The following is a 21,308-nucleotide window of genomic DNA, read 5'->3' as shown; positions in this document are numbered from 1 at the left end:
GGGAAGCGCGGGTCGGAGGGCCTTCGTGCGTCGCGGGGACGGGGTTCAGGCGGGGTGGGAGCCGACGGCATCGCGGATCTGCTCGCCGAGGCCGCCGTTGACGCGGGCGCAGTTGGCGCAGCAGAAGAACAAGCCGGCCACTTCGACGCCGTGGCCGACGATGCGGACGTCGCACTGTTCGCAGCGGGGGGCGAGCTTCTCCATCGCGCACTCGAAGCTGTCGAAGGTGTAGGTGTCGCCGGTGACCGTCTTGATCTCGAAGGCGAGCCAGTAGTCGTTGCCGCAGGTGACGCAGATGGCCATGGCGGCCGTCTCCTTCCGGTGGGGCCGGCCCTGGCGGGGCGGCTGTTTCCAGTGTCGAAGGGTCGGTCGGCGGCGGCCACCCGGCGGGACCGTCAGACGGAGCGCGTGGAGAGTTCCTCCAGGGCCCGGACGGCCCGGTCGGCGTCGTCGGCGGCGACGAACAGGTGGTCGTGGTGGAAGCCGGCCACCACGTTGCAGCTGATGCCCTCCTCGGCGAGCCGCCCGGCCACGGCGGCGGTCAGCCCGACGGCCTCCAGCGCCGAGTGGATCTGCAGGGTGATCCAGGCCGCCACGTACTCGTAGCGCAGCCCGAGCGCGTCCGCCTCCTCCTGGGCGACCACCACGGTCACGCCTTCGGGTTCGGCGACGGTCACCACCGGCCGCATCCCGGCGGGCACCTTCGCGGGGAGGGTGCAGTAGACGTACCGCCCCGGGTTGAGCTGCGGTCGCATGCCGCGCAGCAGGGTCGCAAGGTCTCGTTCACCGGCCATGCCCGTCACCGTAGCCGCCGGCGGGCCCGCGCGCCCTGTGGCGCGGGCGTGTCGTCATCCGTTGACGAGCGACAGTCGCCGATATATCGTCGAGCTATCGAGACAGTAACTCGACTGTTTCGGCGAACAAGGAGGTGGGCGCGATGCGCTCAGGAATGCGATTTCGTGGAGAGGGCCCGCGCGGAGGCGGAAGGCGCCGCGGGCCGGGCCCGGAGTTCCGGGGGATGCCCGGGGAGGGCTTCGAGGGGCGGGAGGCCTTCGGCGGGTTCGGCCCGCAGCGCGGCGGCCCGTTCGGGCACGGCTTCGGCGGCCACGGCGCCCGACGCGGCGGCCCGCACGGGCGGCGCGGCGGCCGGGCCCGGCGCGGGGACGTCCGCGCGTCGCTGCTGGCCCTGCTCAAGGAGCGGCCGATGCACGGCTACGAGATGATCGCCGAGATCACCGAGCGGACCGGCGGGGCCTGGCGGCCCAGCCCGGGCTCGATCTACCCGAACCTCCAGCTACTGGAGGAGGAGGGCCTGATCACCGCGGAGGAGATCGGCGGCAAGCGACTGGTCTCGCTCACCGAGGCGGGCCGGGCCGAGGCCGAGGCCGGGCCGGCGGAGCCGTGGGCGGAGGCCGGCCGGGAGGCCGACTGGGAGGCGATCCAGGAGGTCGGCCAGGCGCTCGCCACGGTCGACCTGGCCGTCAACCAGGTCATGCGGACGGGCACCGAGGCGCAGCGCCTCAAGGGCCTGGCGGTGCTGACCGAGGCCCGCAAGAAGCTGTACCTGATCCTCGCCGAGGATGACTGACCGGCGCGGGGGGACGGACACGACGGGCGGTGCCGCTGCTCTCCGGCCCCTTGGAAGCTCAGGGCCGGACCGCGAACAGGGCCACACAGGCGAGCAGCAGCACCGCCCAGCCGATCCAGAGCCAGCCGTCGGGGCCGATCGTCGCGGTGTAGAGGGACACCATCAGCAGCAGCACCCCGGTGACCCCGGCGACCTGCCGGTTGTGGTGGGCGACCGCCTGCGAGCGGTTCCGGTGGTGTCGTGCGGGGTGCCGTACCGTCCTGGCCATGCCGACGCTCCCGGGGAGGCGATGGGGGAAGCGGAACGGGCGGCCCGTCAGCCGGAGGCCTTGGCGGTGGCCGCCTCGTCGTACTCGTAGCGCCAGAACCAGCTCAGGCCCCGAACCTGCTTGCTCCGGACGTACACCAGTGTGCGCGCGGGAGTCTCGCCGTGCGCGGGGACCGGGACCTTGTACTTCTTCGGCACGCCGAGCATCGGCCCCAGCGGGATCGGGAGGATCTTCCCGTCCAGGGGGCCGCCGACGAATTCGGTGTCCGCGCTCTTCACCCCTCCAGGGTCTCACCTCCACGTGGTGGCCACGCCCAGGGCATGGCCCGGGCACCCCGAGACGGAGGTCCGGTGAGGGCCGGGTGCCCGGAGTGTGACCGGAGAGGCACCGCCCCCGGTCATCCGGAGGCCCCGCGCACCCCTATCCTTTCCTGTACGCCCTCGGGGTTCACCCGGGTCAGCGGGCCCCGTACGGGCCGGGTGAGGCGCGGGTTCGCGCGCCCTCCGGTCGGAATCGGCGCGGACAGCGTGCTGCCGCGACTCCGTACCGTGACCCGGGCGTCGGCCGTCCGGTGACCCCGGGCCGCGGCCGGCAGGGCGCGGACAGCAGGGCCGAGCACCTACCTGGGAAGCAGCGGGGGGCGCTGTGCGTTGCGTCGGAGTGGTACGTCGAACGCTGTGTCACACCAGGCACAGCAGTGCGCGGAAGGGGCCCGATGGAAGCCGGCGGCAGGTGGACGACCTGGTGGCAGAGGCGTGATCGACAGCGGGCCCGCCCGGGGGGCGAGGACCCGTCCGCCGGACTGGATCAGCTGCTCGGCGCGGTGCGCGCCGGATTCCCGCTCGCACCCGCCGCCCACCCGGCCGGCTACCGATGTTCCTGTGACCGGGTGGCCTGCCCGGCCCCGGCCCAGCACCCGGTCTCCTTCGCCTGGCAGACCCAGGCGACCACCGATACCGAGCAGCTGTCCCGCTGGCTCTCCCGCGACCCGCAGGCCAACTTCATCACCGCCACCGGCCGGGTCCACGACGTGCTGGACGTCCCGGCCGAGGCCGGCCGGCTGGCGCTGGAGCGGCTGACCGCGCTGGGCGTCGAGGGGCCGGTCGCCGCCGTCGGCGAGGACCGCTACCTGTTCTTCACGGCCACCCGGGGCACCCCGCAGGACGAGGACGAGTGGTGGCCGAGCGCGCTCGACTCCACTCCCGACACCATGTCCGAGCACCCCGGCCTGCGCTGGCACTGCCGCGGCTCGTACACCCTGCTCCCGCCGGCCGCGCTGCCGGACGGCTCCCAGGTGCGGTGGCTGCGCGGGCCCGAGCAACCGCTGCCGGACCCGCTGCGCGTCCTGGACGTGCTCACCGACGCCTGCACCGAGGTGGGCGCGGTAGCCGAGGAGCAGTGGCTCATCGGCTGAGGCTGTTACTCGCCCACTCGCCTCCGGGGCGCTCTTGGCCCGGTGCCGACGGTCGGCGCTCCGGCGCTCCTTCGTCGCTTGTCGCTTCTCGCTTTCGGCACCGGCGCGCCCCTTCGGCTCGGGGCGGGGGCTCGCCCGCTCGCTGTGACTCGCCCGCTCGCCTCCGAGGTGCTCGGGGCGGCCGGGGTCACGGCAGGGTGAGGATCTCCGCGCCGTCCGCCGTGACCACCAGGGTGTGCTCGAACTGGGCGGTGCGCTTGCGGTCCTTGGTGACGACCGTCCAGCCGTCCGCCCAGATCTCGTAGTCGTACGTCCCCAGGGTCAGCATCGGCTCGATGGTGAACGTCATGCCCGGCTTGATCACCTCGGTGGCCCGCTCGCTGTCGTAGTGCGGGATGACCAGGCCGGAGTGGAACGACGTGTTGATGCCGTGTCCGGTGAAGTCCCGCACCACGCCGTAGTCGAAGCGCTTGGCGTAGGACTCGATCACCCGTCCGATGACGTTGATCTGACGACCCGGCTTGACCGTCTTGATCGCCCGGTTGAGGGACTCCCGGGTGCGCTCGACCAGCAGCCGGGACTCCTCGTCCACGTCGCCGACCAGGTAGGTGGCGTTGAGGTCGCCGTGCACCCCGTGGATGTACGCGGTGGCGTCGATGTTGACGATGTCGCCGTCCTGCAGCACGGTCGAGTCCGGGATGCCGTGGCAGATCACCTCGTTGATCGAGGTGCAGATCGACTTCGGGAAGCCCCGGTAGCCGAGGTCGGACGGGTAGGCGCCGTGGTCGCACATGTACTCGTGGGCCACGACGTCCAGAGCGTCGGTGGTGACGCCGGGGGCGATCAGCTTGGCCGCCTCCTCCATCGCCCGGGCCGCGATCCCGCCCGCGATCCGCATCTTCTCGATCGTCTCGGCGGTCTGCACCTCGGGCCCGGTGTACGGCGTCGGGGCGGGCCGCCCGACGTACTCGGGACGCGTGATGTGCGCCGGGACCTTGCGGGTGGGGGACTGGATGCCGGGTACGAGAGCCATGGCGGCGAGTCTAGCCGCCGGGCCCCGCCGTTCCCGGGTGGTGTGCGCAGCCGCCCGGGCCGGGGAATGATCGGTACCGACCCATCCGTCCGAACGGGAGAGCGTCATGCCCCTGGGATTCCACCGCAAGCCGACCGGCCAGCCCGGCGAGTGGTTCTACTGCATCAAGCACGGCAAGGTCGAGGAGGGCCCCGAGTGCCCGGCCAAGGACCGCCTCGGGCCGTACGCCACCCCCGAGGAGGCCGCCCACGCGCTGCAGACCGTGGACGAGCGCAACCGGGAGTGGCAGAACGACCCGCGCTGGAGGGACGAGCCGAAGGACAAGGGGGGCGAGTAGCACCGTGATCAGGCGCCGCGACAAGGAGGCCGCCGCCGTTGTGTCGATCGAGGTCCTGCGGGAGCACCAGGAGCGGGAAGACCGCGAGATCAACCGGATCATCGACGAGCGCATGGCCAACCCCTCGCCGGGCGTTCCCATCGAGGACGTCATGAGGGAGACGCTGGCCCGCAGTGAGTGAGGCCGTTCGCTCCGGTCACGCCGCGGCGGCCTTTTCCTGCTCGGTCCGTTCGTGCTCGGCCCGGACCGCCGCGGTGTGCGGGTCGGCGCGGTCGTCGTACGCGAGCAGCCTCGGCAGCGCGGCGGCGACCGCGAGCACGGCGACCACGCAGGCCAGGCCGCCGGTCCAGACGGCGGCGCGCACTCCGATCAGCCCGGCCATGGTGCCGGCCCGGACCTGGCCGAGCTGGGGGCCGACGGAGTAGCTGAGCAGTTCGACGCCGGCCATCCGGCCGCGGACCGCGTCCGGGATGGACTGGTTCCACATCGTCGAGCGGGCGATCCCGCTGATCTCGTCGGCGCCGCCGGCCAGCGCCAGCCCGAGCAGCACCACCCAGACGTTCCCGGACAGCCCGGCCAGCGCCATGGCCGCGCCCCAGCCGACCGCAGCGGCTACCAGCAGCCGCCCGTGCCGGTGGACCCGGGACGTCCAGCCGCTGGTCGCGCCGACCAGCAGGCCGCCGGCGGCGGGGGCCGCGTACATCGGGCCGAGCGCCCAGTTCGCGCCCAACTCCGAGGCCAGGAAGGGGAAGACGGCCACCGGGAAGGCGAACAGCATGGCGCAGGTGTCGATCGCGTAGGTGCCCAGCAGGTCCTTGCGGCTCCACGCGTACCGCACCCCGGTGAGCACCGCCCGTACGGACGGGCGCTCGGCGCCGATGGGCGGCGGCACCGCCTTGATCCGCAGGAGCAGCAGCAGCGAGACGGCGAAGGTGAGCGCGTCCAGCGCGTACGCGGTCCGCACCCCGGAGAAGGCCACCACGATGCCGGCCAGCGCCGGCCCGGCCACCGAAGCGACGTTGTGGTAGAGGGACTTGAGGGCGAAGGCAGCGGTGAGGTGCTGGTGCGCGATGATCCGCGGCAGCAGCGAGTCCAGCGCCGGGCGCTGCAGGCCGTCGCAGGCCGCGACCAGCGCGGCGACCAGGTAGATCGGCCAGAGCACCGGGTGCGGCAGCAGGGCGTTGAGCAGCAGCAGTCCGGCGAGCAGACCGAGCGCGGCCTCCGAGCGAAGCACCAGCTTGCGCCGGTCCAGGGCGTCGGCGAGCGCGCCGCCCCAGAGGCCGAAGACGATCAGCGGGACGAGTTCGACGGCGCCGATCAGGCCGACCGCGAGGGAGGAGTCGGTGAGCTCCTTGATCTGCATCGGCACGGCGACGTACGTCAGGAAGCTGCCGAAGCTGGTGACGCAGCCGGAGGTCCACAGGTAGCGGAAGTCGCGCGAGGCGCGCCACGGGGACAGGTCGGGCGTCAGCGAGCGCAGCAGCGTGCGCGGCCGACCGATATGCGATGGTTCGTCGTCGTCCACGAACCACCATCCTCGGACGGCCACTTCGGCCCCCGCAACGGGTTTTTCACCAGCGGCTGAGCGAGGGCGCCGAGGTCAGCCGCCCGGCGAGTTCGGCCAGCCGGTCCAGGGCGGAGCGGCGGCCAGCCGGCTGCCCGGCGGCGGCGGTGACCAGGTGCTGGGCGAGGTCGAAGGGCTCCTCGGCGGCGGTGCCGACGGCCAGTCGCTCATGGGCGATGCCGCCGAGGTCGCCCGGTGCGCCGGGGGCGGCGCCGTCCAGCGCGAGGACGGTCACGCCGTGCCGGCGGGCGTCCCGCACCCGTTCCAGCAGCGGGGCGCCGGCCGCCGCGGGGGCCACTACCAGGACGGTGGCACCGCGCCGGGCCTCGGTGAGCCGGCGCAGGCCGTGCCCCAGGTGGGCCGGGGCGGCGGGGGGCGGGCGGTGCCGCAGCAGGGTGGGCGCCAGCCGGGGGACGGCCGACCAGGCGGCCTCGTCCTCCAGGTGGGCGGCCAGGTGCCAGGGCTCGTACGCCTCGGTGCCGACCAGCAGCAACTCGCCCGCCCCGTGCCGCTCCACGGAACGCCGCAGCGAGCCGGCGAAGCCGCCGACCGCCTCCAGCCAGCCGGTGCCCGCCAGCCGCTCCCGGAGTGCCGAAACTCTCACCGCGTCCATGCGGGCCAGGATGTCGCGCCGGGCCGGGGATTTGGCAGGATCGGCCCATGACTTCCCTCGATTCAGCGACAAACCCGGCCCACGACGCGCCGGATGTCTCGCAGCTGGTGGTCGGCGTCCTCGGCGGCACCGGCGACCAGGGGCGGGGACTGGCCCTGCGGCTGGCCAAGGCCGGCCAGCAGGTGATCATCGGCTCCCGCGACGCCGCCCGGGCCGAGGCCTCGGCCGCCGAGCTGGGCCTGGGCGTGCGCGGGGCCGACAACGCCACCGTCGCCCGGGAGAGTGACGTGGTGATCGTGGCCGTCCCGTGGGACGGCCACGCCGCCACCCTGACCGCGCTGCGCGCGGAGCTGGCCGGAAAGATCGTGGTGGACTGCGTCAACCCGCTCGGCTTCGACAAGCAGGGCGCGTACGCGCTGAAGCCGGAGGAGGGTAGCGCCGCCCAGCAGGCCGCCGCGCTGCTGCCGGACTCCCGGGTCACCGCCGCCTTCCACCACCTCTCGGCGGTGCTGCTGCAGGACGAGTCGGTGGAGCGGATCGACACCGACGTCATGGTGCTCGGCGACGACCGGGCCGCCACCGACGTGGTGCGGGCGCTGGCGGACCTGATCCCCGGCATGCGGGGCATCTTCGCGGGCCGGCTGCGCAACGCCCACCAGGTGGAGGCGCTGGTGGCCAACCTGATCTCGGTCAACCGCCGCTACAAGGCCCACGCGGGCCTGCGGGTCACCGACGTGTGATCGACGGACGTCGTGTCGGCCTCACCCCTGGACCGTCTTCAGAGGTGAGGTCGGCGACAATGGGTGGCGGTCGCAACCCGGCCGTCCGTACCCGCGCCTAGGAGCCCCGCGTCATGCCTCGCACGTCCCTCATCGCCCTGATCGTCACCGTCCTCGCGCTGGCGGCCGCCGTGGTCTCGGTGATCGCGGGCTTCTGGATCGGGCTGATCTGGCTCCCGCTGGCCGGTGTGGCCAGCAACGTGCTGTGGCTGAACCGCCGCAAGGCGAAGCTGGCCGAGGCCGCAGCGGCTGAGCAGGCCTAGTTCTTCCAGAAGCTGAAGAGGTACCGGCCGACCGTCGCGTAGTCGGTGTCCACGCCGAACAGGTTCATCAGGTCGTGGACGATCCCGAAGAAGAACGAGTTCACCTCGGGCTGCCACAGCAGCGCGAACACCGCGAGCATGCCGTACGGCGCGAACGGCTCGACCGCGCGCCGGGTCTTGGCCGAGAGCCAGGGCTCGATGATCCCGTAGCCGTCCAGGCCGGGCACCGGCAACAGGTTCAGCAGGGCCGCGCTGAGCTGCAGCAGGCCGAGGAAGCCGAGGGCGCAGGCGAAGGGCGAGACGGTCAGCTCGTAGCCGTAGTAGGAGGCGTGCACGGTCGAGTCGTCCAGCCAGCCGGCGCCGACCGGGATCAGCAGCGCCGCCGCGAACAGCAGGTTCACCAGCGGCCCGGCCGCCGAGATCAGGCTGTGCTTGAGCCGGCCGTGGATCCGGTGCCGCTCGATCCACACCGAGCCACCGGGCAGGCCGATGCCGCCGAGGATCACGAAGACGATCGGCAGCACGAAGCTGAGCAGCACGTTGGTGTACTTCAGCGGGTTGAGCGTGAGGTAGCCCTTGGCGCCGACGGTGATGTCGCCGCCGTGCAGCGCGGTGCGCGCGTGGGCGTACTCGTGCAGGCAGAGCGACACCATCCACCCCGACACCACGAACAGGAACACCCCGAACCGGGCGTTGCCGAAGCCGGCGTACACCGCCCAGGCGGAGGTGCCGAGGGTGGCGAGGAGCACCCAGAACACCGGGCTGATCCGGCGGTCCTCGCTGCGGGATCGCGGCGTGGCGGCGAAGGTCATGGTGGGGGTGCTCCGTGGGCAGAGGGAAGGGGAATACCGGCAGGGACCGATCATGCCGGGCGGGCCGGTGGCCGGACAAGCCGTGCCGGGTGAACGTCCGAGGGATCGCCCCCGGTTCCACCGCTCCCGGTTCCGCCGCTGCCGGGCCGACTCCCGGGGCCGACCGCCGGGGCGGGGGGCCAGCACAATTGTGCGCCCCGACACCGCCCATCGACCAGAATGGACCGGTGCACTACGGCATCCTCGGGACCACCACGGCCCACCACGACGACGGCACACCGGTCCCGCTCGGCGGCGCCCGGCTGCGGGCCCTGCTCACCGCGCTGGCCCTGCGCCAGGGCCGGCCGGTCCCGGCCGACCTGCTGGTGGACGAGGTGTGGGACGCCGAGCCCCCGCAGGACTCCTCCGCCGCGCTGCAGACCCTGATCGGCCGGCTGCGCCGCACCATCGGCCGGGAGCGGGTCGGCTCCGGCCCCGCCGGGTACTGGCTGACCGAGCCGGCCACCGACCTCGCCGACTTCCAGCGGCTGAGCGGCGAGGGCCGTCGCGCCCTGGACGCCGGAGACCACGCGCTGGCCGCCGAGCGGCTGGGCGCCGCGCTGGCGCTGTGGCGCGGCCCGGCCCTGGCCGACCTGCCCGACCGCGCAGGACCGGCCGCCCGGCTGGAGGCCCAGCGGGACGAGGTCCGCCGCCGCCGGATCACCGCCGACCTCGGGCTCGGCCGGGCCGCCGAGCTGGTCGCCGAACTCGCCGAGCTGTGCGAACGGCAGCCGCTGGACGAGCCCCTGCAGCTGCTGATGCTGCGGGCGCTGCACGAGAGCGGCCGCACCGCCGAGGCGCTGCGCCACTACGAACGCATCAGGCGGGCCCTGGCGGAGGAGCTCGGCGCCGACCCGGGTCGTCAACTTCAGTCCATGTACTCAGAGTTGCTCGCCTCCTCGGAGCCTCCGGCGCCCGCCCCGGCGGTTCCGCCCGCGCTGCCGGAGCCGTCCGCGCCAACCCCGCCGGCCCCCCAACTCCCGCGCTCTGGAAGCAACCTACGCAGCCGGCTGACCAGCTTCGTCGGCCGCGAGGTCGATATAGCCACCCTGCGCGGAATGTTGACGGACCGTCGACTCGTCACCCTGACCGGCCCCGGCGGCTCCGGCAAGACCAGGATGTCGGTCGAGGCCGGCCGCGCCGAACAGTCCGCCGGGCACTGGCCGGACGGCGTCTGGGTGGCCGAACTCGCCCCGCTGGAGAGCCCGGACGCCGTCCCCGCCGCCGTGGTCTCCGCGCTCGGCCTGCGCGAGATCCAGCTGCACAGCGCCAACATGGTCGCCGAGGTGATGGACAAGCGCGCCGAGGACCCGGTGCGCCGGCTGGTCGAGCACTGCGGCCACCGCCGGATGCTGCTGGTCCTGGACAACTGCGAGCACCTGATCCAGGCCGCCGCCGACCTCGCCGACCTGCTGCTCGCCGAGTGCCCCGGGCTGACCGTGCTCGCCACCAGCCGCGAGCCGCTCGGCGTGCCCGGCGAGACGGTGCTGCCGGTCGAGCCGCTGCCCGACCCGGTGGCGCTGCGGCTGTTCGCCGAGCGCGCCGCCACCGCCCGTCCCGGCTTCGACCCGCAGAGCGACCCGGAGGCCTGCGCCGAGATCTGCCGCCGCCTGGACGGCCTGCCGCTGGCCATCGAACTGGCCGCCGCCCGGCTGCGGGTGATGACGGCTCGTCAGATAGCCGACCGCCTGGACGGCCGCTTCGCGCTGCTCACCGCCGGCAGCCGCACCCTGCTGCCGCGCCAGCAGACCCTGCGCGCGGTGGTCGACTGGAGCTGGGACCTGCTGGGCAAGCGGGAGCGAGCGGTGCTGCGGCGCCTGTCGGTGTTCGCGGGCGGCTGGCAGCTGGAGGACGCCGAGGCGATCTGCGCCGACGGCGCGGAGGTGGCCCGGGGCGAGGTCGCCGCCCTGCTGCTGTCCCTGGTCGACAAGTCCCTGCTGGTGGCAGACCTGGACGACGACAGCCTGCCGCGCTACCGGATGCTGGAGACCATCCACGAGTACGCCACCGAGCGGCTGGCGGGGGCCGCCGCCGAGCGCGCCGCCACCGAGGCCGCCCACCTGGCCCACTTCTGCTCCGCCGTCGCCTCCGCCGACCAGGAGGTCCACGGCTCCCGGCAGCTGCACTGGCTGGCCGTGCTGGAGCGGGAGCAGGACAACGTCCGGGCCGCGCTGCGCCGCGCGGTCGACCGCGGCGACGAGCAGTCGGCGCTGGTCCTCGCCCTCGGCATGAGCTGGTACTGGTCGCTGCGCGGCTACAGCCTGGAGGCCCGCGGCTGGTACACCGCGATCGCGGCCCTGGGGCCGGACCCGTTCGGTCCGGACGTCCCGCCGCCGGTGCCGCTGGAGCACAACGTGCTCGCGTACGGCCTGCCGATGTCCGACGCGGTGCTCCGGGAGGCCCGCCGGCTGCTCGCGATGTTCCGGCTGCTCGGGCTGTTCGAGGGGAACCTGGACGTGCGCGGCGACCCGGAGGCGGTCGCGGTCGCCCAGCGCCTGATGGACGCCTACACCCCCGAGCTGCCGCAGTCCCACCGGTTCCCAGCGCTGATGCGGGTGTTCGGCGCCTTCCTGTCCGGCCGGCTGGACCTGATGAGGGAGCTGGTGGACGACGCGGTCCGCGGCTGCGAGGTGCACGGCGGGCCGAACGACCTGGCGTTCATCCTGCAGGCCCGCTCCAGGATGCTGAACGACTGGCCGGGCGGCCTGGAGCAGAGCATCCGGGACGGCGAGCGCTCCCTGGAGCTGTACCAGCAGGCCGGCAACCTCTGGGGGGTCTCGCAGGCGCTGGCGGCCCACGGCGAGGCGCTGGCCAACCGGGGCGAGGCCGAGGCCGCCGCCGCCGCGTACCAGCGGGCGATCGAGCTGGCCGAGGAGCTGGGGGCGCCGCAGGAGGTGCCGTTCCTCAAGGTGCACCTCGGCACTGCCCTGCTGGATGGGGACCTGGCACGCGGCGAGCGGGTGATCCGCGAGGCGGTGGAGTCCATCGGCTCCCCGGGCGCCAACCAGTCCACCACCGGCGCCCTGATGATCGGCCACCTGACGCTCTGCGCCATCCGGGCCCAACGCGGCGAGTACCAGGAGGCGCTGGCCGAGCTGGACGTCCTCGACGGGATCACGGTGAGTGGCTTCGTGCCGACCATCGTGAAGGGACTGCTGTTCAGTGCCCGGGGCTGGATCACCGCCCGGGCCGGGGACCCGGAGCGGGGGCTCGCCATGCTGCGCGAGGGCCGCCGGTCGCTGCGGGCGATGACGGAGGCGAGCGGTTTCGCCGAGCACATGACCGTGATGGTGGTGCCCGCGGTGTGCGGAGTGCTGTGCTCCTTCGCCGTGCGCGACGGTGACCTGGGGCGGGCCCGGCTGGCGGCGGTGCTGCAGGGCGCGCAGAGCGGGCTGCACGGTCCGAGGGGCGGCTACCTGGAGCGGGTCGAGCACGAGCGGATGGCCGCCCAGCTGCGGGAGCTGCTGGGCGAGGCCGGGTACGAGGAGGCCCGCGCCGAGGGCGACAGGATGACCCAGCAGCAGACCCACGAGCTGCTGAATGAGTTGATCGGATAGCGGTGGCCGGCCGGCGCCCGTCCCCTGGTCGCCGGCCGGCCACTCTTGCCCCGCGCGTCCTCGCGGCGCAAGACCTCGCGCCGCTCGCTCAGGTCCGCTTGCGGAAGCGGGCCACCGCGAGCGGGGCGAAGATCGCGGTTGAGGCGACGGACCAGATCAGCACGATCATCACCGGGTGGGCCACCGCCCCCTCACCGTTGAGCAGCCCGCGGGAGGCGTCGGCCAGCGCGGACAGCGGGTTGACCTTGGTGAAGGACTGCAGCCAGCCCGGCATGGTGTCGGTCGGCGCGAAGATCGAGCTGCCGAACTGCATCGGCATCAGGACCAGCATGGAGACGCCCTGGACGGCCTGGGCGCTGCGCAGCGACATGCCCAGCAGCATCGAGATCCAGACGATCGACATGCCGAACACCAGCGACAGGCCGACCGCGGTCAGCAGTTCCAGCACGCCGGTCTTCAGCTCGAACCCGAGGATGAACGCGAAGGCCAGCAGGATCGTGGAGGAGAGCAGCGCCCGCAGCGACTCCGCCACGATTTTGGACAGCAGCACCGAGGCCCGTCCGATCGGCAGGGTGCGGAAGCGGTCCATCACCCCGGTCTGGAAGTCGCTGTTCAGGCCGGTGCCGACGGCCAGCGCCAGCGTCATGCCGGTCTGCCCGAGCAGACCGGGGATCAGGCGTTGTATGTAGGTGTCCTGACCGCCCGCGATCGCGCCGCCGAAGACGTAGACGAACAGCAGGGTGAAGACGATCGGCATCAGCACGGCGTCGAACATCGACTCCGGGTCGGCCTTGATCCGCATCAGGTTGCGGCGGGTCAGCGCGCCGATGTGGCGCAGGGTGCCGGCCAGGCCGATCCGGGCGTCCTCCGCCCGGGCGTTCTCGGCCCGGGCCGGGGCGATGGTGGCGGTGGTCATGCGACGGGCTCCTTGACGAGGCTGGTGGCGGGGGCGGTGGCCGCGTCGGCGGCGGGCTTGCCGGTGACGGCGAGGAAGACCTCGTCCAGGCTGGGCACCTTGGTGTCGATGCCGGCGATCGCGAAGCCGCGGGTGCCGAGCACCGCGATGACGGCGGTCAGCTGCTCCTCGCCGGTGATCGGCACCGCGAGCAGGCCGTCGTCGGGGGAGACGGTGGCGCTGGTGATGCCGCTCTCGTGCAGGCAGCGGGCCATCTCGGGCAGTTCGGCCGGGTGCGCCGGGCGGACCTGGAGGGTCTGGCCGCCGACCTTGGCCCTGAGCTCGGCGACGGCGCCGTTGGCGATCACCTTGCCGCGGTCGATGACGGTCAGCTCGTTCGCGAGCTGCTCCGCCTCCTCCATGTACTGGGTGGTCAGCAGCACGGTGCTGCCCTCGGCGACCATCCGCTGCACCTCGTCCCAGACCTCGTTGCGGGTGCGCGGGTCCAGGCCGGTGGTGGGCTCGTCCAGGTAGAGCACCCGGGGGCGGCCGATCATGCTGGCGGCCAGGTCGAGGCGGCGGCGCATGCCGCCGGAGTAGGTCTTGGCGGGCCGCTTGGCGGCCTCGGTGAGGGAGAAGCGCTCCAGCAGTTCGGCGGCCCGGGACTTGGCCTCGCGGCTGGAGAGGTCGAGCAGCCGGCCGATCAGGTAGAGGTTCTCGTAGCCGGAGAGCAGCTCGTCCACCGAGGCGTACTGGCCGGTCAGGCCGATGGTGCGGCGCAGCTGCTTGGGCTGGCGCAGGACGTCGTAGCCGCCGACGTACGCGGTGCCGGCGTCGGGCTTGATCAGGGTGGAGAGGACCCGGACCAGGGTGGTCTTGCCCGCGCCGTTGGGGCCGAGCAGGGCGAGGACGGTGCCCTCGCGGACGGTGAGGTCGACCCCGTCAAGGGCCTTGGTGGCGCCGTAGTGCTTGACGATGCCGTGCACCTCGACGGCGTTCCCGGCGTTTCCCCGCGTGTTCGGGGCGGTGGCGATTCCTGTCATGCCCCCAGGTTGTCCGCCCCGGCTGTCAGCCCCCTATCGCGCGGCCGGCCGCCCTGACGCCGCGCCGTCAGGCGGCTGTCACCCGGCTGTCATCGCTGTGCGGGCATGACAGCGGCCCCGCTCCGAGTCGCTCGGAGCGGGGCCGCGAAGGGCGTCAGTGGAAGCTGTGCTCCTCCGCCGGGAAGGCGCCGGTGCGGACCTCGTCGGCGAACTCGCGGGCGGCGTCGCCGAGGACGGCGCGCAGGTTCGCGTACTTCTTGACGAACTTGGGCACCCGGCCCGCCGTCATGCCGGCCATGTCGGTCCAGACCAGCACCTGGGCGTCGGTCTCCGGTCCGCCGCCGATGCCGACGGTCGGGATCGCCAGCTGCTCGGTGACCTGGGCGGCCAGCTCGGCCGGGACGGCCTCCAGGACCACCGAGAAGGCGCCGGCCTGCTGGACGGCCTTGGCGTCGCGCAGCAACTGGTGCGCCGCCTCGTCGCCGCGGCCCTGGACGGGGTAGCCGCCGAAGGCGTGCACGGACTGCGGGGTGAGGCCGATGTGCGCCATCACCGGGATGCCGGCCTCGACCAGCAGCTCGATCGAGCGGGCGCTGCGCTCGCCGCCCTCCAGCTTGACCGCGCCGACCCCGGCCTCCTTCATCAGCCGGGCCGCGTTGTGCATGGCCTGGGCGGGCGACTCCTGGTACGAGCCGAACGGCAGGTCGGCGACGATCATCGCGCGCTGGGTGCCGCGGACGACGGCGGCGGAGAGCATCACCATCTGATCCATGGTCACCGGCACGGTGGTCTCGTAGCCGAGGTGGCAGTTGCCGGCGGAGTCGCCGACCAGCAGGACGGGGATCCCGGCCTCGTCGAACACCCCTGCGGTGAGGGCGTCGTAGGCGGTCAGCATCGCCCACTTCTCGCCGCGCTGCTTGGCGGCGGCGAGGTCGCGGACGGTGACGCGGCGGTTGGTGACCCCGCCGTAGAGGGTGGCGGTCGACGCCTGGTTCTGGGCAGGCGAAGGCGAAGAAGCGTTCATCGAACGGACTCCTGAAGGGTTGTCGTCTCGTGGCGCCGTGCGGCGTCCCCGGATCACCTCCATGCTTGCACGCCCCGACGTGAGCGGAAAGAGGGGTGCGCGCGACCGGGTGCGATCCACGCCACACCGACCCCTCCGGGCCCTCCGGGCTTTGCCCCCATTTTGCGAAACGGATTCGTCTCGTATCGTATTGGCCGCTACTCTGGTCCGGGGGGTTACGAGACGTCCGCGACTCGCAAATGCCCGCCAGTGCCACATCAACACGGACGGGAAGACCAATGACCACCGCAGCCGCGCCACCCCGTGTGCCGGAAGCCATCCACCGCAGACGCTGGGCGATCCTGTGCACCCTGGTGCTCGCCCTGCTCGTCGTCGTGCTCGACAACTCGATCCTCAACGTCGCGATGAAGACCATCGCGACCCCCGCCCCGGTCGGCCTGGGCGCCACCCAGAGCGACCTCGAATGGGCGATCAACTCCTACACCCTGGTGTTCGCCGGGCTGCTCTTCACCTCGGGCCTGCTCGGCGACCGCTTCGGTCGCAAGCGCGCGCTGCTGGCCGGCATGGTGGTCTTCGGCATCGCCTCGCTGCTGTCCGCGATGGCCGGCTCGCCCGGTGAACTCATCGGCTACCGAGCCCTGATGGGCGTCGGCGGCGCGCTCGCGATGCCCGCCACGCTGGCCATCATCATGAACGTCTTCGAGCGCGAGGAACAGCCCAAGGCGATCGGCATCTGGGCCGGCGCGGTCGGCCTGGCCATCGCCATCGGCCCGATCACCGGCGGCCTGCTGATCGAGCACTTCTGGTGGGGCTCGGTCTTCCTGGTCAACGTCCCGATCGTGGTCGTCGCGGTGATCGCGATGGCGATCCTGGTCCCCGAGTCCAAGGACCCGAACCCGGGCAAGATGGACCCGGTCGGGGTGCTGCTGTCGATCATCGGCCTGGTCGCGCTGATCTACGGCATCATCAAGGGCGGCCAGCTGGCCGACTTCACCGCCTTCGAGGCCTGGGGCCCGACCTCGCTCGGCGTGCTGGCGCTGGCCGCCTTCGTCTGGTTCGAGCGCCGCACAGCGTTCCCCGCGCTGGACGTCACCTGGTTCCGCAACAAGGTGTTCAGCGCCTCGGTGGTGGTCGTCGCCGTGATCTTCTTCGCGCTGATGGGCGTCTCCTTCTTCGGCGTCTTCTACACCCAGAGCGTGCGCGGCTACAGCGCCCTGCAGGCCGGTGTGCTGATGCTGCCGCTGGCCGCCGCCCAGCTGCTGTTCGCGCCGCGGGCCCGGCTGGTGGTCGACCGCTTCGGCGTCGCCGCCACCGCCGCGGGCGGCATGGTGCTGGTCGCGCTCGGCTTCGTCGGCTACACCGTGCTGACCGCGACCACCCCGATCTGGGTGCTGATCGTGCTCGGCCTGGTGATGGGTGCGGGCATGGCGCACGTCATGCCGCCGGTCACCGTCGCGATCATGGGCTCGCTGCCCCGCGAGAAGGCCGGCGCCGGCTCGGCCGTCAACAACACCTTCCGCCAGGTCGGCGGCTCGCTCGGGGTCGCCGTGCTCGGCGCGGTGCTCTCCACCGTCTACCGCGACGGGATGTCCGACACCCTCAACCACCTGCCCGAGGGGCTGCGCGAGAAGGCCGGCGAGTCGCTGGAGGCCACCCTGGCCATCGCCGACCGGATCCCCAACGGCGCGGGCAAGGCGCTGATCGCCCCGGCGAACGACTCCTTCATCCACGCCATGCACGTGGTGGCCTCGCTCTCGGTGGGCATCTCGCTGGTCGGCGCGCTGGTCGCCTGGTTCCTGCTGCCGCGCCGCACCGCCGCCCCCGGCGGCCCGGCCGGACCGGCCCCGGCGCAGCCGGGCCAGGCCCGGGAGACCGCGGCCGCCGACGCCTGATCTGCGGATCGGCTGCGCGACAATGGCCCTGCCGCCCGGTGCACCCGGTCGGCAGGGCCTCGGTCCGGGGCGGGGTCCACCCACCGACGGACAAGCTGCGGCGCCCGCGCGCCCAGGGGCAGCGAGGGAGAGACAGCGGGGTTGACATCCTCCTCCGGCCAAGGCCGGAGGATTCCAACCCTCGCGGGTCGGGCTTTCTGCTTCGCAGCCGGTTGCCGACCTGGGGTTACCAGCAAACGGGACGGTGTGCCGCCCATCGGTCTTACATCAGCTCCACAGACCTGACTTCCCGCCAGCCCGGCGGTAGGCCGATGCGGAGTTTGGTTATCGTTTCGCACCAGCGTGACGAGATTATCACGAAGGGTGACCTCTCGGGGCCGGGAGCGGCGGACCGCCGATGCCCGACCTGCTCCGCAGAGCATCCGATTCCCCCCGGCTGAAGCCGGGGTTTCCTCGGAGGTACAGATGAAGATGGACACGCCGGGCGCCGACACCGGGCAGCACTGCGCGGCCGCACGCCGCGGCCGGCCCCGCAGCGAGGCCGCCGAGCAGGCCATCTTCAGCGCCGTCGAGGACATGATGGCCGCCGGCACCACACTCTCCGAGCTCACCATCGAGGGCATCGCCACCGCCGCCGGCGTCGGCAAGGCCACCATCTACCGGCGCTGGTCCAACAAGGAGGCCCTGCTGGTCGACGTGGTCAGCCGGCTGGAGGTCCCGGTGCCGGAGCCGTCCGGCGGCAGCGCCCGGGACGACCTGATCGAGATGATCGACTACGTCCGCCGGCGCGGTCTCGCCAAGCGCACCCGCTGGGTGCTCAAGGCCGCCCTCGGCCAGATGCAGACCCTCCCCGAGCTGTACACCGCGTACCGCGAGCGGGTGATCAAGCCGCGCCGGGAGGCCGGGCTCTGCCTGATCCGCCAGGCCGTCGCCGAGGGCATCATCCGCGACGACCTCGACCTGGACCTGCTCGGCGACCTGCTGATGGGCCCGATCCTCTACCGCAGCATCCTGTGGGACGACTCCGACCTGGAGGACCCGGACCTCGCCCGCAAGATGGTCGACGCCCTGCTCGACGGCCTCGCGCCCAAGTAGGCCGTGTCCGGACGTGGCCTGGCTCACCAAACCGGGCCACGCCGGAACCCGCTCCCGTGGCCGGGCGTCTGTCCCGGCATAGGCTGAGCCGGGTATCCGATCAAACCGGCACCAGTCCGGCACCCCGCCCGTACCCGCACGGACCGGACGCCGGACCGGCGACGGCACGAGCGAGGGAGCCACGGCATGACGCAGGCGGACAGCACCGACCGCATCACGGACGCCGGGGGCACGGGCGCCGCCCCCGTCGGCCGCACCGGCGGCTTCCTCGGCCTGCGGGACTGGGGCCGGGACGGCCGCGGCAGCAGCACCTGGCGGCGCGGACTGGTGATCGCTGTGCTGGCCGTGCTCACCGCCGTGCTGCTGGCCTTCCACGCCGAGGTGCCCAACGGCGTCGGCAACCTCGGCAGCCTGCTGGAGACCTTCCTGCCCTGGCTGGGCCTGGCCGTCCCGGTGCTGCTGGTGCCCGCGCTGCTGCGCCGCTCCGCCACCGCGCTGCTCGCCCTGCTGCTGCCCGCCGTGCTGTGGGCCAACCTGTTCGGCGGGCAGCTGACCGACAAGAGCGGTGGCAAGGGCGACTGGACGGTGGTCAGCCACAACGTCGCCGCCGACAACACCGACGTGCCGGGCACCGTCCGCGGCCTGGTGGCCGCGGACGCCCAGATCGTCGCCCTGCAGGAGCTGGCCGGCAAGCAGCTGCGGGCCTACGAGACCGGACTCGCCGACGCGTACCCGTACCACGCGGTGGAGGGGACGGTCGGGCTCTGGTCGAAGTACCCGATCAGCGGGGTCTCCCCGGTGGACCTGAAGATGGGCTGGACCAGGGCGTTCCGGGCCCAGGTGGCCACCCCGCAGGGCCCGGTCGCGGTGTACGTCGCGCACCTGCCGTCGGTCCGGCTCAAGGCCGAGAGCGGTTTCACCGTCGACCAGCGGGACGTCAGCGCCCAGGCGCTCGGGGACGCGATCCAGGCCGAGCAGCAGAAGAAGGTCCTGCTGCTCGGCGACCTCAACGGCACCATGAACGACCGCAGCCTGGCGCCGGTCACCTCGCAGATGCGCTCGGCCCAGGGCGCCGCCGGGGACGGCTTCGGCTTCAGCTGGCCGTCCGCCTTCCCGATGGCGCGGATCGACCAGATCATGAGCAAGGGCGGGCTCAAGCCGGTGGACTCCCGCACCCTGCCCCGGGACGGCAGCGACCACCTCGGGGCGGCCGCCACCTACCGGTACTCCTCGTAGGTCAGCCGCGCCGCCAGCGGTTGGTGATCGGCAGCCGGCGGTCCCGGCCGAAGTTCTTCACCGAGATCTTCGGGCCCGGCGGGTACTGGCGCCGCTTGTACTCGGCGGTGTCGACCAGCCGGACCACCCGGTCCACCACGGCCGGGTCGAAGCCGGCCGCGACGATCGCGTCCCGGCCCTCGTCGCCCTCGATGTAGCGGTCCAGCACGCTGTCCAGCAGGTCGTAGTCGGGCAGCGAGTCGGTGTCCTTCTGGTCCGGCCGCAGCTCGGCGGACGGCGGCTTGCTGATCGTGTTCTCCGGGATCGGCGGCACCTCGCCGCGCCGCTCGGCCTCCTCGTTGCGCCAACGGGCGAGCCGGAAGATCAGCGACTTGTAGACGTCCTTGATCGGCCCGAACGCGCCCACCGAGTCGCCGTAGAGGGTCGAGTAGCCGACCGCCAGCTCGCTCTTGTTGCCGGGCGCGAGCACGATGTGCCCCTCCTGGTTGGAGATCGCCATCAGCAGGGTGCCGCGCAGCCGGGACTGCAGGTTCTCCTCGGCCAGGCCGGTCAGCTCGGTGGCGCCCAGGTAGGCGTCGAACATCGGGGCGATGGAGACGGTCCGGAAGTGCAGCCCGGTGCGGCGGGCCAGCTCGGCCGCGTCGTCCCGGGAGTGCTGGGAGGAGTAGCGGCTGGGCATCGAGACGCAGTACACGTTCTCGGCGCCGATCGCGTCCACCGCGATCGAGGCCACCAGCGCCGAGTCGATGCCGCCGGAGAGGCCGATCAGCACCGACCTGAAGCCGTTCTTGTTCACGTAGGCCCGGGTGCCGGAGACCAGCGCGGCCCAGATCTCGGCCTCGTCGGACAGCCGCGGCGCGACCCCGGCGTCGAGCCGCCCGGCGGGGGTCTCGGCCTGCTCGCCGCCCAGCCCGGTGCGGACCAGGTGCAGCCCGTCGCTCAGCAGCAGGCCGTCGGTGTGGTCGCTGCTGGCCGCCGGCAGGTCGAGGTCCAGCACCAGCAGGTGCTCCTCGAACTGTGGGGAGCGGGCGAGGACTTCGCCGTCCGCGCCGACCACGATCGAGTCGCCGTCGAAGACCAGCTCGTCCTGGCCGCCGACCATGTTGACGTACGCCAGGGTGCAGCCCGCCTCGGCCGCGCGCCGCTGGACCAGCTCCAGCCGCTGGTCGTCCTTGTTCCGCTCGTACGGCGAGCCGTTGACCACCAGCAGCAGTCCGGACTCGGCCTCGCGGGCGGCGGTGACCCGGCCGCCGTCCTGCCAGATGTCCTCGCAGATGGCCAGCGCGACGTCCACCCCGTGCACCCGCAGCACCGGCAGCTGGTCGCCGGGGACGAACCAGCGGTACTCGTCGAAGACGCCGTAGTTGGGCAGGTGGTGCTTGGCGAAGCGGGTGACCACCTCACCCCGGTGCAGTACGGCGGCGCAGTTCTGCGGCGATCCGGCCGGGCGGCCGAAGCGCGGCGAGGCGTGGTCGGAGCGCCCGAGGTAGCCGACCACCACCGGCACCTCGCCCAGCCCGTCGTCGGCCAGCCGCCCGGCCAGCTCGACCAGCGCACCGCGGGAGGCCTCGACGAACGAGCTGCGCAGGGCGAGGTCCTCGACCGGGTACCCGGTCAGGGCCATCTCGGGGAACGCGACCAGCTGGGCACCGGCCTCGACGGCCTGCCTGGTCCAGCGCACCACCTCATCGCTGTTGCGGGCGATGTCACCGACCCAGGGGTCGATCTGGCACAGGGCGAGACGGAGATTGGGCATGCCCCGAGTGTAATCGTCTAACTGACGCAATGTTCCGCGCGGGGGTCCGGAACCGGGGTCGGCACTGCCGGGCGGCGCGATGATCGGCCATGATGGGGGC

Annotated in this window: 22 protein-coding genes; 10 read left to right on the top strand and 12 right to left on the bottom strand. The window is 72.9% G+C overall.

What is annotated here, in order from left to right; all coding sequences use genetic code 11:
* Nucleotides 1–45 precede the first annotated feature (45 nt).
* Together ACFQ87_RS05415 and ACFQ87_RS05410 are read right to left on the bottom strand one after the other, a co-directional pair.
* The gene (locus ACFQ87_RS05415) at nucleotides 46–303 is read right to left on the bottom strand and encodes a Prokaryotic metallothionein (protein WP_380609246.1); all 258 of its coding nucleotides are present in this window, start codon (nucleotides 301–303) and stop codon (nucleotides 46–48) included.
* Between the two features lie 92 nt (nucleotides 304–395).
* Nucleotides 396–794, bottom strand: a complete 399-nt coding sequence (locus ACFQ87_RS05410) for an ACT domain-containing protein (protein WP_380609245.1) — start codon at nucleotides 792–794, stop codon at nucleotides 396–398.
* Nucleotides 795–937: 143 nt separating this feature from the next.
* Here ACFQ87_RS05410 and ACFQ87_RS05405 point away from each other — a divergent pair, with 143 nt between their 5' ends.
* Nucleotides 938–1,588 (top strand): PadR family transcriptional regulator, encoded by a 651-nt coding sequence (locus ACFQ87_RS05405; RefSeq protein WP_380609244.1) that lies wholly within the window; start codon nucleotides 938–940, stop codon nucleotides 1,586–1,588.
* A 58-nt stretch (nucleotides 1,589–1,646) separates the two neighbouring features.
* Here ACFQ87_RS05405 and ACFQ87_RS05400 read toward each other — a convergent pair whose 3' ends face one another.
* Both ACFQ87_RS05400 and ACFQ87_RS05395 read right to left on the bottom strand, forming a co-directional pair.
* Nucleotides 1,647–1,856: a hypothetical protein gene (locus ACFQ87_RS05400; RefSeq protein ID WP_380609243.1), complete on the bottom strand. Its 210-nt coding sequence runs from the start codon at nucleotides 1,854–1,856 to the stop codon at nucleotides 1,647–1,649.
* Between the two features lie 47 nt (nucleotides 1,857–1,903).
* Complete coding sequence (locus ACFQ87_RS05395) at nucleotides 1,904–2,134, bottom strand: hypothetical protein (RefSeq protein ID WP_380609242.1); 231 nt, start codon at nucleotides 2,132–2,134, stop codon at nucleotides 1,904–1,906.
* A 437-nt stretch (nucleotides 2,135–2,571) separates the two neighbouring features.
* Here ACFQ87_RS05395 and ACFQ87_RS05390 point away from each other — a divergent pair, with 437 nt between their 5' ends.
* A complete protein-coding gene (locus ACFQ87_RS05390) occupies nucleotides 2,572–3,270 on the top strand; it encodes a bifunctional DNA primase/polymerase (RefSeq protein ID WP_380609241.1) in 699 nt (232 codons plus the stop codon).
* 187 nt (nucleotides 3,271–3,457) lie between these two features.
* Here the strand turns inward: ACFQ87_RS05390 and map are convergent, their stop codons facing one another.
* On the bottom strand, nucleotides 3,458–4,303 hold the full coding sequence (map, locus tag ACFQ87_RS05385; protein WP_380609240.1) for a type I methionyl aminopeptidase: 846 nt from the start codon (nucleotides 4,301–4,303) through the stop codon (nucleotides 3,458–3,460).
* A 106-nt stretch (nucleotides 4,304–4,409) separates the two neighbouring features.
* Here map and ACFQ87_RS05380 point away from each other — a divergent pair, with 106 nt between their 5' ends.
* Together ACFQ87_RS05380 and ACFQ87_RS05375 are read left to right on the top strand one after the other, a co-directional pair.
* The gene (locus ACFQ87_RS05380) at nucleotides 4,410–4,640 is read left to right on the top strand and encodes a hypothetical protein (protein WP_380609239.1); all 231 of its coding nucleotides are present in this window, start codon (nucleotides 4,410–4,412) and stop codon (nucleotides 4,638–4,640) included.
* A gap of 4 nt (nucleotides 4,641–4,644) precedes the next feature.
* Nucleotides 4,645–4,821: a type II toxin-antitoxin system prevent-host-death family antitoxin gene (locus tag ACFQ87_RS05375; protein ID WP_380609238.1), complete on the top strand. Its 177-nt coding sequence runs from the start codon at nucleotides 4,645–4,647 to the stop codon at nucleotides 4,819–4,821.
* Between the two features lie 15 nt (nucleotides 4,822–4,836).
* Here the strand turns inward: ACFQ87_RS05375 and ACFQ87_RS05370 are convergent, their stop codons facing one another.
* Complete coding sequence (locus tag ACFQ87_RS05370) at nucleotides 4,837–6,165, bottom strand: MFS transporter (protein WP_380609237.1); 1,329 nt, start codon at nucleotides 6,163–6,165, stop codon at nucleotides 4,837–4,839.
* 46 nt (nucleotides 6,166–6,211) lie between these two features.
* Nucleotides 6,212–6,817, bottom strand: coding sequence for a hypothetical protein (locus tag ACFQ87_RS05365; RefSeq protein ID WP_380609236.1), 606 nt, complete (start codon nucleotides 6,815–6,817; stop codon nucleotides 6,212–6,214).
* Between the two features lie 47 nt (nucleotides 6,818–6,864).
* Between ACFQ87_RS05365 and npdG the strand changes: the two genes are divergently transcribed.
* Together npdG and ACFQ87_RS05355 are read left to right on the top strand one after the other, a co-directional pair.
* The gene (gene npdG / locus ACFQ87_RS05360; RefSeq protein WP_380609235.1) at nucleotides 6,865–7,557 is read left to right on the top strand and encodes an NADPH-dependent F420 reductase; all 693 of its coding nucleotides are present in this window, start codon (nucleotides 6,865–6,867) and stop codon (nucleotides 7,555–7,557) included.
* Nucleotides 7,558–7,670: 113 nt separating this feature from the next.
* Nucleotides 7,671–7,859: a hypothetical protein gene (locus ACFQ87_RS05355; RefSeq protein WP_380609234.1), complete on the top strand. Its 189-nt coding sequence runs from the start codon at nucleotides 7,671–7,673 to the stop codon at nucleotides 7,857–7,859.
* On the opposite strand, the gene ACFQ87_RS05350 is transcribed toward ACFQ87_RS05355, so the two are convergent.
* Complete coding sequence (locus ACFQ87_RS05350; protein ID WP_380609233.1) at nucleotides 7,856–8,671, bottom strand: site-2 protease family protein; 816 nt, start codon at nucleotides 8,669–8,671, stop codon at nucleotides 7,856–7,858. The genes ACFQ87_RS05355 and ACFQ87_RS05350 overlap by 4 nt on opposite strands.
* A gap of 227 nt (nucleotides 8,672–8,898) precedes the next feature.
* On the opposite strand from ACFQ87_RS05350, the gene ACFQ87_RS05345 reads away from it, so the two are divergent.
* Complete coding sequence (locus ACFQ87_RS05345) at nucleotides 8,899–12,267, top strand: BTAD domain-containing putative transcriptional regulator (protein ID WP_380609232.1); 3,369 nt, start codon at nucleotides 8,899–8,901, stop codon at nucleotides 12,265–12,267.
* 88 nt (nucleotides 12,268–12,355) lie between these two features.
* Here the strand turns inward: ACFQ87_RS05345 and ACFQ87_RS05340 are convergent, their stop codons facing one another.
* From ACFQ87_RS05340 to panB, 3 genes are all read right to left on the bottom strand, one after another.
* Nucleotides 12,356–13,183, bottom strand: a complete 828-nt coding sequence (locus ACFQ87_RS05340) for an ABC transporter permease (RefSeq protein WP_380609231.1) — start codon at nucleotides 13,181–13,183, stop codon at nucleotides 12,356–12,358.
* Complete coding sequence (locus ACFQ87_RS05335) at nucleotides 13,180–14,205, bottom strand: ATP-binding cassette domain-containing protein (RefSeq protein ID WP_380609230.1); 1,026 nt, start codon at nucleotides 14,203–14,205, stop codon at nucleotides 13,180–13,182. Before ACFQ87_RS05335 ends, ACFQ87_RS05340 begins: the two co-directional genes overlap by 4 nt.
* A 154-nt stretch (nucleotides 14,206–14,359) precedes the next feature.
* Nucleotides 14,360–15,229 (bottom strand): 3-methyl-2-oxobutanoate hydroxymethyltransferase, encoded by an 870-nt coding sequence (gene panB, locus ACFQ87_RS05330; protein WP_380609229.1) that lies wholly within the window; start codon nucleotides 15,227–15,229, stop codon nucleotides 14,360–14,362.
* 278 nt (nucleotides 15,230–15,507) lie between these two features.
* Here panB and ACFQ87_RS05325 point away from each other — a divergent pair, with 278 nt between their 5' ends.
* The 3 genes from ACFQ87_RS05325 (at nucleotide 15,508) to ACFQ87_RS05315 (ending at nucleotide 19,452) form a co-directional block, all read left to right on the top strand.
* Nucleotides 15,508–17,121: an MFS transporter gene (locus ACFQ87_RS05325; protein ID WP_380609228.1), complete on the top strand. Its 1,614-nt coding sequence runs from the start codon at nucleotides 15,508–15,510 to the stop codon at nucleotides 17,119–17,121.
* Between the two features lie 465 nt (nucleotides 17,122–17,586).
* Nucleotides 17,587–18,216: a TetR/AcrR family transcriptional regulator gene (locus ACFQ87_RS05320; protein WP_380609227.1), complete on the top strand. Its 630-nt coding sequence runs from the start codon at nucleotides 17,587–17,589 to the stop codon at nucleotides 18,214–18,216.
* A gap of 186 nt (nucleotides 18,217–18,402) precedes the next feature.
* Nucleotides 18,403–19,452: an endonuclease/exonuclease/phosphatase family protein gene (locus ACFQ87_RS05315; protein ID WP_380609226.1), complete on the top strand. Its 1,050-nt coding sequence runs from the start codon at nucleotides 18,403–18,405 to the stop codon at nucleotides 19,450–19,452.
* 1 nt (nucleotide 19,453) lies between these two features.
* Here the strand turns inward: ACFQ87_RS05315 and ACFQ87_RS05310 are convergent, their stop codons facing one another.
* Nucleotides 19,454–21,208, bottom strand: coding sequence for an NAD+ synthase (locus ACFQ87_RS05310; protein WP_380609225.1), 1,755 nt, complete (start codon nucleotides 21,206–21,208; stop codon nucleotides 19,454–19,456).
* Nucleotides 21,209–21,308: the final 100 nt, after the last annotated feature.

Source organism: Kitasatospora sp. NPDC056531, assembly GCF_042794375.1.
Taxonomy (GTDB): Bacteria; Actinomycetota; Actinomycetes; order Streptomycetales; family Streptomycetaceae; genus Kitasatospora.
This window is presented reverse-complemented; position numbering and strand designations above follow the sequence as displayed.